We start from the raw sequence: 12,617 nt of genomic DNA on the forward strand, positions 1-12,617 counted from the left end.
CTCTTTCATCAGTCATGGCGGCCGGTCGATCCGGCCGGCATGACTCTCAAACGGAAGACAAGGACGAAAGGTGGCCGGCGCCACCTTTCGTCCCAGACATCAGTCGATCGCAGCGTTGAGTTCGCGGATGACGGCATCGATGCGCCAGCCGCCGATTTCCGTGCGACGTTGCGCGACGAGAATATCCACGGCAGTCTCGTTCTTCTCGATAGCCTTTATCGCCTCGTCCATCGCATCCCATGGACCGAGGTTCTCGAGGGGGATGACATCGCCATCCTCGTCATAGCCGCCCGAGATATAGGTCGGGGCCCGTTTGACGCGCATGGGCGAGCTCGGCTTCGCGTATCAGTCGGAATCCTTCGGTGCGCTGACGCCAGTATTCCGGGCTGCCACCTTTGATGTATTTAATTTTGCGCTGTGTCATGGACATGTCTCCTTCATTTCTGACGGAAGGAGGCTGCACCGTAGGCGCGAGGGGTCCAGGATCGCGTCGCGACCGCCGGAGGCGGCGAGCGGAGGAACCAATTTGCGAGAGCCGTCGCATGCGGCAGCAGCAAATTGGAGGTTGCCGCGATGTCCTTGACGCCGGAGCGGCGGGTGCAGAATGGAGAGGCAGAGAGAAGAAAGACCCGCGCCAGGGGCGCGACCGTGTGCCGGTGCAGCCGGCCTGCGAACGGGGGTGTCACCGCAGGCGGAGACCGGCTACGGGCTCCGTGAGCGTAAGCGAGTAGCACCCGGCCGGCGAAAGCCGGTTCGCCCGGACACTGCCGGGTCGGCAACAGGCATCCATCACGGAAATGAATCGGCAGCGGTTCTTCGATTCATAAGTGTCGTTGGACCAGATCCTGAACATCGGCGATCATTCGGCATGGGCACTCACCACTACCAGCTCTATTGCCATAGGATCGACGCCAGCAGGAACATGGCCCGATATTACGCGCTTGCGATCCGGCCAACGCTGTTTGGAGAAATAGCCGTGGTGCGAAGCTGGGGACGGATCGGCAGAGCGGGCGGGGAGATGACCGAGGTCTTCGGCACTGACAAGGACGCGATATCGCGCTTTCTCGAACTTGTGCTGCAGAAGCGAAAAAAGGGCTATAGACCGGCTAGAAGCTGTGGAAACTCCGGCAGGAGCGCCATTCTGCGGAAATCGCCGCATGACAATGTCCGGATCGGCTGAAAAGGTTTCCGTCTTTAACGAGGAAAGCATGATGACCACGACCAACGAAATCGCCGACAAGATCGCATCCGAACAGAATCTGACCAAGGCGCAGGCAAAGACGATTGTCGAAACCGTCTTCGCATCGATCACGGCGGCAGCCACATCTGGCGCGGAAACGTCGATCCCCGGATTCGGCAAGTTCAAAATCAAGGATACTCCGGAGCGCGAGGCTCGCAATCCGGCCACCGGTGCCACCATCAAGGTTGCTGCTGCGAAAAAGCTGACCTTCCAGCCTGCAAAGGCACTGAAGGATACGCTGAACAAGTGAGCCGCGCCAGGGCGGACGGAATAGTCAAGGGGAGCCGCCGAAGCGGCTCCCGGCGGAGCGTCATCGGCGCTGCTTGCCGGTGCGCTCGAAGCTGAACTCGATCTCGATGAAGAACGGGATCCTGATCGCAAGCTTCAACCCGAGTTTGCCACCCCGGAAGAAGTGACAGATCACCTTGGCGAGGATGCGGAGCCGGCGGCCGGTGGCGGCGAGGAATTGTACGAGACGTTTCATACGGATTCTCCTTGTCGATTGCGGTTATCGCGAGGAGAAGATGCGGTCCGGAAAGGCAGGCTGCACGGGCCGGCGAAGCGACGTGGCGAAAGGTTGCAGCCTGACTGCGCGGGATTCACGATCGACGATAGTCGATGACCGTCCTCGACAAGGAGACGGTGGACTCGTTGCACCTCATGCCAACCCGACGCGGCCGCCGGCATCGCGGGTGATTGCCGCCCTCAAAAGGGCGGCACGGCGTCGATGGTGCCATCCTGCTCGGCCATGATGACCGCCAGTTCGGCCTGGGCCAGTTCCAGCTCCGCGGCAATCTGACGACGCTCGTCCGGATGGCAGTGATTCATCTCGCGGCGCAGTTCTTCGATGTGTTGTTCCAGCAGCATCGTCATCTCCTTGACGTTTGAGAAAGATGACGCCGCGGGGCGTGAGGAGATGGCGGGGTCAAGGATCGCGACGGCGACCGCCGGAGGCGGCGAGTGGGGTGCCGGTTTTGTTGGAGCGCAGGGAAGCGGAGCGGAAGCAAAACCGGGGGGCCACGCGAAGTCCTTGAGGCCGGCATTTCCTCACGGCACGATTGCTCACTCTGAGCAGACCCACCTCTCCGTATCGCGACCGGAAGAAGGAAGCGGGCTCGATGTCCGTTTCCTTCTTGATTTCAGCAGGGGAAAGCCCCGCCGTTTCCGGCAGGGCTCCGTCTTAGATCAGGCGTCGCGCTTCGGGCGGTTCCAGACCAGCGTGTAGTCGCCCTCCTTTTCGGTCGGCCAAAGGGCCGCGTTGATCGGGGCCGGGAAGCTTGGATCGTCGAGCTTGACCGAGATGTAGGGTTCGCCGTCGCCGGAAACCTGGCTCCAGGCGGCGCCTACTTCGGCCGCACCGGACATCACCCGGAAGTCGGGAGCGTCGCGGGAGGTGCGTTCGATCGGGTTCAGGCGGGCCTTCATGGAGACCGTCAGAGTGCGCACGTGGCCGAGGATGGAATTGCCGTTGGTGGTGAATTCGCCGATGACTGCCATTGTCGTGATCCTTTCGGGTTGATCGGGCCGCGACCATCGCGTCCTCGATGACTGTCGAATTGATCGGGGATGATCGGACCGCACCTGCAGGGCCGGAACACCGTGGAGGGCGGAGGGGCACAGGTTTTTTGCTTCGCGATGCAAAGCGCGCTGACGCGCGGCGGAAAAAGGCTGGGCACGGCCGTTGCGGGAAAACGATCGAGGCGCAGCCGGTTCTCGATCAGACATGTCAAATCGAGGCCGCGTTGCTGCGCCGGATTTTTAAACCTGGATGGACCGCGCGGTGGCGCTGATCGTCATCGGCAGAATCCACCATTGATAACGACAACTCAGCGAACTTCCGGGGGCACGCGATCGTTCTCCAGACGCTGCCTGGCGTCTTCCGATCAAACGCACCGCCTTTTCGCTTCCTTACGCCGGTCATGGGCAAACTGCGGACTGATACGCTGACCAGAAGCCGATCCCGGCGATGTCGAACCGCACGACATTGCAAGGCCGTCGGCCATCTGCCCGCTGCTTCGGCGTATATCCGCCGATCGAAACCCGAAATACGCCGACAGGAAAGCGACCTTCGCCAACCTGCCGCCGGGATCGACCGCGCGCACGGTGCGCCATAGCGGGCCGTCGTAACGCTGGATCGCCGGTAGATATTTCGCGTCTCCGCGTTTCGTGGCCGAACAGGCAAGGATCAGCAAAAGAGAGGGAGAATTCGGGTCCATCACGCAGCCCCCCTGTGTTCAGCTGCCATTGGCTGCAGGCTGTGCAGATAATTCACAGCGCGTTGCGCATGCGCAGCTGCCTGAAAGATCGCCCGCTTGTCATTGGCGAGCAGCGATAACCAGGAGGCCAGGTAACTTGCATGATCAGGACGTGGCTCCAGTTCGGGGACAATCCCGAGGTCCGCCGCTAAAAAAGCGGCGCCCAATTCGGCCAACAATTCTTCGCGGCAGCGCTCAGTCTTGTCTTTCGCATAGCGGCTGAGATCGCGTCCAACGCGCCCCGGTCGAGCCGTCCAATGAATATGTTCATGCCCGAGGGTCGCCACATAAGAGGCAACGTCCTTGAAGCTCTGGAAAGCGGGCATCTGGATGTGATCGGTGACAGGCGCGTAATAGGCCTGATCCCCGCCATGCCGCACGACCGCACCGGTGTTGCGGAAGAACTCGTCGGCGTAACCGATGCGCTCGATCGGGCTCAGTACCGGTTCCGGTGCGCCATGATAGCGGTCAGGCAGCCCGTCGATTTGCGCCAAGTTGAATACCGTGTACGATTTCAGGAACGGAATATCGCGTTCCACCTCGCCGCCCTGACCGTCGGATTCGGATTTGGTGAAGCGGCTTGCATAAATGACCGTCGTCCCGGTCTCGCCCTTGCGAACAGCACCGTTCAGCTGCAGGGCCTGCTTGAACGTCATCCATGTCGGCGAGACATAACCCCGCGCCACGCTCTCCGACCACAAAAGCAGCACGTTGAGGCCACTATAGGGTTCGCCATTGTGGCGCAGCGGCCGGGTGATCCGTCCCGTCGTGTTTGCGGCCGACCACGGCTTCATCCATGGACGCACGCCTTCTTCCAGATCCGCGACAATCTTGTCCGTGATCCGCGCATAGAGATCGGCGCGTTCGCCCTGCTCTTTTCTCTTCATTTCCTTCAACCTCCGTTTTCGGAGGTCGCGCCAATCGCGACCCCGTCACGGCGGTCCGAAGGCCGGGGAGATCAGGGATGAGCGCACGCGGGACGCGCCGCAACGGCACGTGAAGGAGGGCGAAAGCCCTTGCGAGAAGCCCTCGCCCCGGCAGGACCGAAGACGGGACGGAGTCGCCATGGAGAGTTTACCGCGCTTCGTCCGCGGCCATGGCGAGGGACTTCACCAGCGAGACGACCTTCTGCCGCACGGCGGGCGACGGGATCTTCATGAACGCGCGGTTGAGATTGACGCCATCATTCGACGTCAGAAACAGCGCGACCTCGTCGATCTCGCGTCTTGATTGGGGGTCTGTGCCATCTTCTGTCGCTGCCTGACTTCCGGCGAAGAAATAGGAGACCGGGACATCAAGTGCCTGCGCGATATCGCTGAGCCGGCTGGCGCCGACGCGGTTTGAACCCTTCTCGTATTTCTGGACCTGCTGGAACGTGATCCCGAGAGCCGCCGCCAGCGCCTGTTGGGTCATCCCCTTCACTTTCCGCTGCAAGCGGATGCGGCTACCAACTTCGACATCGATGACATCGGGTATTTTTGCCCCGTTTCTCAAAACTTGTCTCCTTCTCGCGATTTTCATGAACTGAACGTTAAGCGCTGTCGGATGACGGCGTATCACCCCTGACCTGCGCCTGCGATTGTCGCTCCCGCCGGATTTCCTCGACACGTACCTGGGCTGCCAGACGATCGTCCTCGCTGACGGGCACCACCGGACGAGCCTCAATGTCATGCCGCATAGCATCCGGCTGGGCGCTGGCGAGAAGATAGTTCCTGGAGCGGGCATAGGCGGAGATTGCACGGCGCAGATGGACTGCCGGAACATCAGGCAGCAGACGAGCCCGAAACGCGTCAAATATGCCGATCACGAAAGGACGAAGCTGATCGCCGTCGTTGACGGGAAGAACAGGCGCGGGGGCGGCCAGCAAGGCATTTACGGCGGCCGCCTTGCGCAAATCCGAAGCGGTGGCAAGGCCTGGCCCCTGGGACCGGGTCCAGGGCACCGGTTTGACATGGGCATCTATCGTTTTGTTCACCGCTGATCCCTTTAAAGCGTTCTCCGCAGCAAGCTGTAGGTTTGGAGAAGTAAGCATAACAGGACAAGCACGCAAGTCGGCCCGGACGCAACCCGGCCGACTGCCAGGTCTGACGAAAAAGTGGCGGAGCCGAAGTCCCGCCGGATAGCCTCACTCGAAGGCCGACAGCTGTGCTGCGGCCGCCTTGCGATCGAGCGTCTGGCCGGGATTTTCGACCGGCCGGTCGAAGGGCTTCCAGGTCTCGCCGACCACTTGCTTATAGGCGGCGACAGCGCCTACGGCCGCCATTCTGAGCGCATGCGCCTGGATGCCCATGTCGGCTGCGAACTCGCGTTTGCGCTGGGCGGCGCTTTCGTAACCGACCGGACCGTCGAGATCCTCGTCGCGAGCATCCGCAGCACTTTTCGCGGTGGCGTCACGCGCCTCGGTGACGGCACGGGAGTAGAACTGGCCGGCGCCATGGGCCGATCCAACATAGGCGCCGACGATGCGCTGCAGATGGATCTGCATTGCCCGTTCGCCAAGCCCATCGGAAAGTGTGGTGGCAGTCTCAACGATCAGCCGCTCATGCATGTCGCGGATGCCGTCGCTGTCGAGAATGGCGGTGCCGAAGCTCTCTGCGATCCGGAGCGCCTGCATTTCATCGGGGCATGTGAGGCTGACCATTTCGAGGGTGGCGCCCTTGCGCAGCGGCACGAAGCGGGGGGATGGGTGAGTTGCTTGACGGGACTGGCTCGCGGGCTTTGCCATGGTGGTTTCCTTTCTGCTTCGCCGAAGCGCCGGCCCCCTGGCCGATCTGTCCTTCGGTGCGGTCGAAAGGAACCGGCGCAAGCCGGGCGGTTCAGGGTTCGGGCAGGTCCGCTCGAGCGAAGAAGGCATGCGGTCAAGCGGGGTGCCAAGGCCCTTGCGAAGCCCGCGTGCCTGCTTTGTCGAGAGCGGCATGACCGGCCGCCCCGCGGCGCGACAGCGGCCTTGAACCGAACGGGCGCCGGTTCAGGCCGCCACGAAACCGAAGGACAGATCGGCCAGGGGACAGATCCCGGATGCCGAAGCGGGAAGGAAACCATGCAAGACCTGCGCCAGCTCCGATCGATCCCCTTCCCTGCCGCAGCTTGCCATCCGTCAGAGGCACCGGACGTCACCGCTGAGTCGCGGCCCCGGATCCGTTTGACCAGCGCTGCCAGGCAGAGTTGCACGGGCACGCAATGATGCGATTGCCGCCTCCTGCCGCGCGAGCTTTCGCGAGAGTGCATCGAACTCCGGCTGGCGCTCGGCGGTGATGGCGGCAAGATTGCTGCGATAGCGATTGAGGAACGTATCCGGCTCAGGCGGTCTGGCACGTCGATACCCGGGTCTTCGCCGGCCAAGAGACGGTATCAGCGCGGTCATCTTGCGGATGATCTGACGCTCGATCATGTCGATCTGGTGCCGCGTCTGCCGACAGGCGTCTTCCATGCGCCGCAATTCTACGTGAAGGTCGACGGAGGAGATCATGCCGTATCCCTCCCCGTCCATGATGCGAAGCTCGATGGGCCGTCAAAAGCCGCATGCCGGGTCTCGTCGATGACGAAGCCGAAACGGCCAGCCTTATAGTCCGCGGACAGCACCAGAAAGCGGCTCTCCCCGACACTGTGATGGGGCCTGCCACCAACCGTGCCGCGACAGCCATTCCTCCGCGAGATGGCGGTTTGCCACCAGATGCTCGAGTTCGGCGTTGTCGCCGGCACGGTCGAAGGCGCGACAACTGCCGATTGTGGGGACCCTCGACAACGCTGAACGTCAATTCTGTTTCGAGGGAGAACGTACGGTGGATGCGGATGGTGATGACACCGTCGCCGGCGGCGCGCTAGTCCTGCTCGCGGATCAGGCCGAAGCTGCTGGTCTTCCAGGTGGATTGCTTTTTGCGATCGCGTTCGGGTGGCCGGGGCGCGCCGTCGGACCATTTAAGGATGGAGCCGATCGGCGCCAGAAATGTGAGATGTGCAGACATGCGAAATCGCCCTGAATTTTGAGGGGTAGGGTATTGGAAACAAAACCGCCGCCGATGGAGACCATCGGCGGCGGGACTTCATCCGGAGAAGAAATGGAAGCGGCTATTCCGCCGCGATCCCGTAGGCGCCCTGTTCCTCGTCCGGCTCGCCGGCTTCGGATTCATCGTCGAACGTGTCGGGAAGATCATCCTCACCTTCGAATGGATCGAGACCGTCTTCCTCGAAGGCCGCAGTGTTGGTGTCGGCCTCTTCCTCATCGTCCACAGCCGCGCCGTGTCTGATCAGATCGACGATGTCCTGGCGGTCGGGTGCAAAGAGCGCCGAGGGATGGACAAAGCGTTCCTGGCTGAAGTGATCGACGAGAGCCGCGCGGGTCTCCCGCACCTTCTGGCGTGGCAACACGTTCGCGTCCTTTGCAGCCGCCTCCAGCGCCTGCCGCGACAGGCACAACAGAAAATCTTCCGAGCCCATGTTGGGCAGGAAGCCGTCAGCACCGATAGCGTCTCCGGCAATCCGGGAGACCACCCCACTGTTCGACATGCCGCGACGGCATGACAGCACGTCGATCAGCATTGAGCGGGCGGCGACACGCACAGTCTCCATGTCGAAGGCGAGCTTGCCGTCTTCGGAGAGCAGCCGGGCGGCGTGGCGTCGGAAGCGCTTCGGTCCGTACACGCCGTCGCTGGCGCCGGAGTCAACGCGGACGTTCTGTCCCGCAGAGGCAAGAACGAGCAGTGCCATCAGCATGTGATCCTCGACCGGCGCGCGACCGAGAGCCTCGTGCAGGGCATCGGTGCGAAAATCACCGATCATGTCCTGCCCTTTCTGGGTGACTTCCGGGCGCGGCTTCGATGCGTCGATGATCGGATCATCGGCCATTCCCGCGTCATTGCCGCTGGCGGAAGCACCACCTTTGCCCTTGGTTTTGTCTTCGGGCATGCGGAAGGCGACGGACTGCACCTTGCCGTCGCGGTCGAGATACATCGCGACATGATCGGACTTTGACGGCTTGCCGTAGATGCGCTCGGCCTTCTTCGGCAGTTCCGGCTGACCCCAGTTGTTGACCTCGACGATCGCGCCCTTCTTTGGAAGATTGCGGGTCATCCATTCCTGCTGGGCGCCGAGGAAGGCCTCGACATTGGTGGTGTAGCGGCTGTCCTGATCGGCCGGCGCGAACAGATCCTCAATCCATTCGATACCGTAGGCCTGAGCCAACTCGTCATCGAAGCTCGCATCCTTCGCGAACATCCGCGTCTTCGAAAGCGCACGCGAGATGTTGTACCAGTCGGCGCCCTCGGCCTTTTTGGGCTTGTTGGCCTTCCAGACTTGCTTCTGTTCGTCGACCGATGCGGCTGCGATGGTCCGCAACTGCTGCTCGTTCGGCATGTCGCCAAGCGACATATGGTCGAGCATGGCCGGCAACACGTTGGCGAGAAGCCTGAGCTTGCGGATCTGACGGACCGGCAGGGCGAGCGCCACGCCAATCGCTTCCTCGGTCCAGCCGAGGGCAACGAGCCGTTCTATACCGCGCCACTGATCGACAGGATTGAGCGGCTCACGGGCGATGTTCTCGACCATCGAGCGCATGGCGCCGTTGTCGTTGGCCGCCTCACCGACGATCACGTCGATTTCCTCAAGGCCAGCGGCGATCGCCTGGGCAATACGGCGATGCCCCGCCTGGATGATGTAGCCGTTTCCGCCGTCGGGTTCCGGCGCGACGATGGGTGGCTGGATAATGCCAACGGCCTTGACCGTCGCCAGCAACAGCGCATCGGCCTGCGGCGAGGATTTCGAGCGGCGCGCGTCGTCGGGATTGTTCTTCAGCGCACGGGGATCGAGTTTGAGGATCTGCATGGGATTTGCTCCTTCGGGGTTTCGGAGCAGCGGTCGCCACCCCTTCCTGTCTTCAGTTTTTTCCGAAGACAGTTCCCGGACCGCGGAGAGGACGGACCGGCGCAACTGCGCCCGAGCGGCCCTGGCCCGTCAGAGCGAGCGGGGCGAAGCCCTGCGAGAACGACGGGCAGGGTTGAGGAGGGAGCGGTTGAGCGACAGCGGCGGCGGGACGACCGATCTGCGAGAAGGGTTCTTCTTCTCTGTTTCCTCATTCCTACTGGCCGTTGGCAAACCCAAATCAGATCTCAAGGAGCGTTTCGACACAACACGCGGAACCAAGCGGGATCGAACGGCACGCCGTCGGGTATCGCAGCCGCCCAAACTCTGCCCGCGCTCTTATCGCCGTTTCGCCGGCGTTTGTCCCTTGCGAGATTTCAGGCGACCATTGAGATGCCACCCAGTGGCACCAACATCAACGTCAAGGAACATGCAATGATCATATCCCTCTTTCTCTGTGCCGTCCTCGCCACGCCCTGCTTCTATGCGCAGGACATCGACGATTACCTCCGCCGGAACAACTGGCCCTGAACAAGCTGCCGGCCGTATCATCGGCCGGCACTCCCGCAGGGGATGGAGATGAAGGTCATCAAGCGTGGGCGAGGCCTCCTGACATCGAGCGCGCCGGCCTCATCCTTCCGTTTTCCTTTCCTTCTTTTCCCGGGCACGCGCACGCAGGGCGTCATTCCAGTCCTCGGCCGGCGGCTTCAGGCGAAACCAGTCGCAGCCAGCCTCAGCGGCGATATCGCGAAGACGGCCGGCAAAGCTCTCGCCCTGGCTGTTGGCGTCCGTGGCGGCGACAAGATGGACACCGGAACCTGCGGCAAGTCTGCGGACGGCAGCTTCCGTCGTTGGCGACCATCCCCCGCCCGTGCTGAGATAAAGGCTGCCCTCCCGTATTCCTTCTAATGCGGCAAGACTCATGGCGTCGACCGCTGCCTCGGTGACGCACAGACGTTGTGCATCGCAAGGACCCAATCGGAAAAGGGCCTTCGACCCGCCGGTCGAAAAGCCGCGCCAGTCCGGGCCGCGTTCCTCCCAGCCGGTGATGATCCCGGCGTCGTCCTGATGCGCCGCCCACATGCTGCCGTAAGGACCTTCCCGCAGCAGGTCGTCCCGGATAGCAGCGCGGATGATGGCATCCGGCAGGCAGCGTTCATCCCGCAGGTAGCGCCAGGTCATCGACACGCGCCATGGTTTGCGACGCTTTGCCCACCGATCCGGAATGGCATCAGATGGCGCGGGTTCTCGAAAAGTTCGGCTCCAGTCCGGTTCGCTTGCGACGAAACCGACCAATGTCGCGACCTGGTCCAAGCTTTCGACGAAGGAGATGCCATCGAGGTGCTCGACGAGGCTGAAGACATCGCCCTTGGCATCTGATAGTGGATCGAACCAGCCCATCCCTTCATGGATGACGATAACGATCTCCGCACCGCGTCGATATTTGACCGCCTTGCGGGTGCTTTCTTGTCTATCGATCGCAAAGCCCGCCTGTTCCAGTACGGTGGCGCATGGGACACGATCACGCAGGTCTTCCAGTTCCTGTTTCTTCATCCTTATCCCGGGGCTCTCGCATCCGCCTTTCTGTTCAGCTTCCATTTTCCGCTTTGTGCGGGACCGTTTCCGGCGACCCGCGAAGAGCAAAGGCGGCAAGGGCGCGGCTGGCAAGTCGCAGATCTGCAGCTTGTCGGCTGCCGGCCCGGGCCTTGCCGCGGCGAAGCTTCCCTTGCCGCCTGCTGCTCGCAAGCGGAACCCGACAAAGGACGGGCTCGGGGAGATCCGCATCCTATTCATGCACGATCACCAGATCGTCGTTGTCATCGAGTTCGTCGCTCGGCAGGACGCCTAACTCGGCGCCGGACCGGAAGAGCTTGACCGGAGCCATCAGAGTGCGAGGCAGCTGGAAGGCGTACTTTGCGCAAGCGAAAGATAGGCGTCCATCTGAGCGCTCCATCTTGGAGCGGCCCATTCCCGCACACTGGCTCCCGTCGGTGTCCGGAACGGGTGGCGATCACCGCGAAGGCGAAGCCGAGCGAGCGCACGCTGAAGTAGCCGATCCATGACGGACTGATCGACCGAGATCTGGGACCGGCCCGGAACGCCATCCATCAGAGCGGGATTGGAATACCGCTGAATTCGCTGCGGCAGATGGCACTTGATTTGCGGCGATGCTTCCGGATCAAGGTCGCCGATCAGCGCCATAATCTGTTCCCGGGAGTGGTGGCAAACCCGCCAAGCGGAGCGCCCTGCTCCCTTCTGCTATGGGTTTGCACCTCTCTGGGCATGGAAGGCATCCATCTGTCCTGTCTGCCCCTCCTAATCGCCGGCTTCGTCAGCGAAATCCACCAGCAACCTCCAACCGGTCAAGCAGACGATGCCTGATCTGATCGGCGGAAAAATCACTGCGCATCCTACGCCGTAAGATGCGCGGGTCAGCCAATCGGCGATGGTGCTCGCGCATGGCGTTGCCAACCGCCGAGCGGAACAAGTTGAAGCTGAGCGGCTTTATCGCGAAACGGAAGATCCTGCCATTATTGATAAGTCTTATGATCGCGTCGCCGTGCGGTTCCGACGTCATTGCTACGGTGGTTACTGCAGGATCGATTTGGGAAACTTCTTCCAGCAGCGCACCTACATCGAAGCGTCCGACCTCGGTGTTGCTCACGATAACGCCGACCTGATCAGTCACGAGCTGGTCTATCGCCTCTTCAATAGACGACGCCTCGGCGACCAGGTAGTCCCTGGCCAGAAAGTCCCGAATCAACCGGCGGTCGTCGTCCTTTGAGTCAATGACGAGGACCGGGGAAGCAATGCTGAAGTGTGATCCCTGTTGATTGCCTTCCCAGACAGGCCCAACCTGCTCCCGTGTTGCTCGGAGGCTCTCTGCGAGCTCAGCTGCCTCGGAAATTGCGTCTCGCAATTCATCCTGATGCCATGGTTTGTTGAGAAATCTGTGAACCTCGCCCTCGTTGACAGCTGCAATGATCGCCACGAGGTCGCTATAGCCCGTCAGAAGAAGGCGAACCGTCTCCGGCCATCGAGACCGGACCTGCGAAAGAAGCTGGACTCCGGTCATTTCTGGCATGCGTTGGTCGCTGATGATCACATCGACAACAACGGTCTCAAGGATGGCAAGAGCATCGCGAGCGCCAAGCGCGGTATGAACATCATAGTCCGTTCGGAACATCATCTTGAGCAGTCGGCCAACGCGGCCCTCATCGTCGACAAAAAGGATTGTCGGTTTTCTATGAAGGTCGGCCATGGAA

At 61.8% G+C, this 12,617-nt stretch carries 16 protein-coding genes and 1 pseudogene; 4 read left to right on the forward strand and 13 right to left on the reverse strand.

The features are described 5' to 3' along the window. Positions 1-99: 99 nt before the first annotated feature. Positions 100-324 (reverse strand): hypothetical protein, encoded by a 225-nt coding sequence (locus OIU37_RS33680; protein WP_264260006.1) that lies wholly within the window; start codon positions 322-324, stop codon positions 100-102. Positions 325-868: 544 nt separating this feature from the next. Between OIU37_RS33680 and OIU37_RS33685 the strand changes: the two genes are divergently transcribed. Together OIU37_RS33685 and OIU37_RS33690 are read left to right on the forward strand one after the other, a co-directional pair. After that, entirely contained in the window at positions 869-1,180 is a 312-nt protein-coding gene (locus OIU37_RS33685) for a WGR domain-containing protein (RefSeq protein WP_264260007.1), read from the forward strand. A gap of 31 nt (positions 1,181-1,211) precedes the next feature. Next, the gene (locus OIU37_RS33690; protein ID WP_264260008.1) at positions 1,212-1,490 is read left to right on the forward strand and encodes an HU family DNA-binding protein; all 279 of its coding nucleotides are present in this window, start codon (positions 1,212-1,214) and stop codon (positions 1,488-1,490) included. A gap of 60 nt (positions 1,491-1,550) precedes the next feature. Here OIU37_RS33690 and OIU37_RS33695 read toward each other — a convergent pair whose 3' ends face one another. The 10 genes and pseudogenes from OIU37_RS33695 to OIU37_RS33740 all read right to left on the reverse strand — a co-directional run bounded on the left by OIU37_RS33695 (position 1,551) and on the right by OIU37_RS33740 (position 9,315). Further along, a complete protein-coding gene (locus tag OIU37_RS33695) occupies positions 1,551-1,724 on the reverse strand; it encodes a hypothetical protein (RefSeq protein ID WP_264260009.1) in 174 nt (57 codons plus the stop codon). Between the two features lie 221 nt (positions 1,725-1,945). Next, positions 1,946-2,107, reverse strand: coding sequence for a hypothetical protein (locus OIU37_RS33700; RefSeq protein ID WP_264260010.1), 162 nt, complete (start codon positions 2,105-2,107; stop codon positions 1,946-1,948). A 318-nt stretch (positions 2,108-2,425) separates the two neighbouring features. Beyond that, a complete protein-coding gene (locus tag OIU37_RS33705) occupies positions 2,426-2,737 on the reverse strand; it encodes a DUF736 domain-containing protein (RefSeq protein WP_264260011.1) in 312 nt (103 codons plus the stop codon). 718 nt (positions 2,738-3,455) lie between these two features. Next, complete coding sequence (locus tag OIU37_RS33710) at positions 3,456-4,382, reverse strand: ArdC family protein (RefSeq protein WP_264260012.1); 927 nt, start codon at positions 4,380-4,382, stop codon at positions 3,456-3,458. A gap of 187 nt (positions 4,383-4,569) precedes the next feature. Continuing rightward, positions 4,570-4,989, reverse strand: a complete 420-nt coding sequence (locus OIU37_RS33715) for a helix-turn-helix domain-containing protein (RefSeq protein ID WP_372353434.1) — start codon at positions 4,987-4,989, stop codon at positions 4,570-4,572. Between the two features lie 37 nt (positions 4,990-5,026). Next, entirely contained in the window at positions 5,027-5,470 is a 444-nt protein-coding gene (locus OIU37_RS33720) for a ProQ/FinO family protein (RefSeq protein ID WP_264260014.1), read from the reverse strand. Positions 5,471-5,620: 150 nt separating this feature from the next. After that, positions 5,621-6,220 carry a hypothetical protein gene (locus OIU37_RS33725; protein ID WP_264260015.1) on the reverse strand — a complete coding sequence of 200 codons (600 nt, stop codon included), beginning with the start codon at positions 6,218-6,220 and terminating at the stop codon, positions 5,621-5,623. 372 nt (positions 6,221-6,592) lie between these two features. Next, positions 6,593-6,964 carry a hypothetical protein gene (locus OIU37_RS33730; RefSeq protein WP_264260016.1) on the reverse strand — a complete coding sequence of 124 codons (372 nt, stop codon included), beginning with the start codon at positions 6,962-6,964 and terminating at the stop codon, positions 6,593-6,595. A gap of 93 nt (positions 6,965-7,057) precedes the next feature. After that, a pseudogene (locus tag OIU37_RS33735) lies at positions 7,058-7,460 on the reverse strand (hypothetical protein). A 103-nt stretch (positions 7,461-7,563) separates the two neighbouring features. Then, positions 7,564-9,315: a ParB/RepB/Spo0J family partition protein gene (locus OIU37_RS33740; protein WP_264260017.1), complete on the reverse strand. Its 1,752-nt coding sequence runs from the start codon at positions 9,313-9,315 to the stop codon at positions 7,564-7,566. A 429-nt stretch (positions 9,316-9,744) separates the two neighbouring features. Here OIU37_RS33740 and OIU37_RS33745 point away from each other — a divergent pair, with 429 nt between their 5' ends. Further along, positions 9,745-9,882 (forward strand): hypothetical protein, encoded by a 138-nt coding sequence (locus OIU37_RS33745; RefSeq protein WP_264260018.1) that lies wholly within the window; start codon positions 9,745-9,747, stop codon positions 9,880-9,882. Between the two features lie 99 nt (positions 9,883-9,981). Here the strand turns inward: OIU37_RS33745 and OIU37_RS33750 are convergent, their stop codons facing one another. After that, entirely contained in the window at positions 9,982-10,905 is a 924-nt protein-coding gene (locus OIU37_RS33750) for a DUF3991 and toprim domain-containing protein (protein ID WP_264260019.1), read from the reverse strand. 130 nt (positions 10,906-11,035) lie between these two features. Between OIU37_RS33750 and OIU37_RS33755 the strand changes: the two genes are divergently transcribed. Further along, complete coding sequence (locus tag OIU37_RS33755; protein ID WP_264260108.1) at positions 11,036-11,200, forward strand: hypothetical protein; 165 nt, start codon at positions 11,036-11,038, stop codon at positions 11,198-11,200. A gap of 483 nt (positions 11,201-11,683) precedes the next feature. Here the strand turns inward: OIU37_RS33755 and OIU37_RS33760 are convergent, their stop codons facing one another. Beyond that, positions 11,684-12,613 (reverse strand): response regulator, encoded by a 930-nt coding sequence (locus OIU37_RS33760; RefSeq protein WP_264260020.1) that lies wholly within the window; start codon positions 12,611-12,613, stop codon positions 11,684-11,686. Positions 12,614-12,617 lie beyond the last annotated feature (4 nt).

Source organism: Rhizobium sp. BT-226 (assembly GCF_025847085.2).
Taxonomy (GTDB): domain Bacteria; phylum Pseudomonadota; class Alphaproteobacteria; order Rhizobiales; family Rhizobiaceae; genus Rhizobium; species Rhizobium sophorae.

Bases quoted from the DNA above. Each gene is read 5' to 3' on its own strand.
- OIU37_RS33680 (WP_264260006.1), bottom strand. From the start codon at position 324: ATGCGCGTCAAACGGGCCCCGACCTATATCTCGGGCGGCTATGACGAG.
- OIU37_RS33740 (WP_264260017.1), bottom strand. From the start codon at position 9,315: ATGCAGATCCTCAAACTCGATCCCCGTGCGCTGAAGAACAATCCCGAC.
- OIU37_RS33685 (WP_264260007.1), top strand. From the start codon at position 869: ATGGGCACTCACCACTACCAGCTCTATTGCCATAGGATCGACGCCAGC.
- OIU37_RS33725 (WP_264260015.1), bottom strand. From the start codon at position 6,220: ATGGCAAAGCCCGCGAGCCAGTCCCGTCAAGCAACTCACCCATCCCCC.
- OIU37_RS33750 (WP_264260019.1), bottom strand. From the start codon at position 10,905: ATGAAGAAACAGGAACTGGAAGACCTGCGTGATCGTGTCCCATGCGCC.
- OIU37_RS33730 (WP_264260016.1), bottom strand. From the start codon at position 6,964: ATGATCTCCTCCGTCGACCTTCACGTAGAATTGCGGCGCATGGAAGAC.
- OIU37_RS33695 (WP_264260009.1), bottom strand. From the start codon at position 1,724: ATGAAACGTCTCGTACAATTCCTCGCCGCCACCGGCCGCCGGCTCCGC.
- OIU37_RS33700 (WP_264260010.1), bottom strand. From the start codon at position 2,107: ATGCTGCTGGAACAACACATCGAAGAACTGCGCCGCGAGATGAATCAC.
- OIU37_RS33690 (WP_264260008.1), top strand. From the start codon at position 1,212: ATGACCACGACCAACGAAATCGCCGACAAGATCGCATCCGAACAGAAT.
- OIU37_RS33745 (WP_264260018.1), top strand. From the start codon at position 9,745: ATGCCACCCAGTGGCACCAACATCAACGTCAAGGAACATGCAATGATC.
- OIU37_RS33760 (WP_264260020.1), bottom strand. From the start codon at position 12,613: ATGGCCGACCTTCATAGAAAACCGACAATCCTTTTTGTCGACGATGAG.
- OIU37_RS33705 (WP_264260011.1), bottom strand. From the start codon at position 2,737: ATGGCAGTCATCGGCGAATTCACCACCAACGGCAATTCCATCCTCGGC.
- OIU37_RS33710 (WP_264260012.1), bottom strand. From the start codon at position 4,382: ATGAAGAGAAAAGAGCAGGGCGAACGCGCCGATCTCTATGCGCGGATC.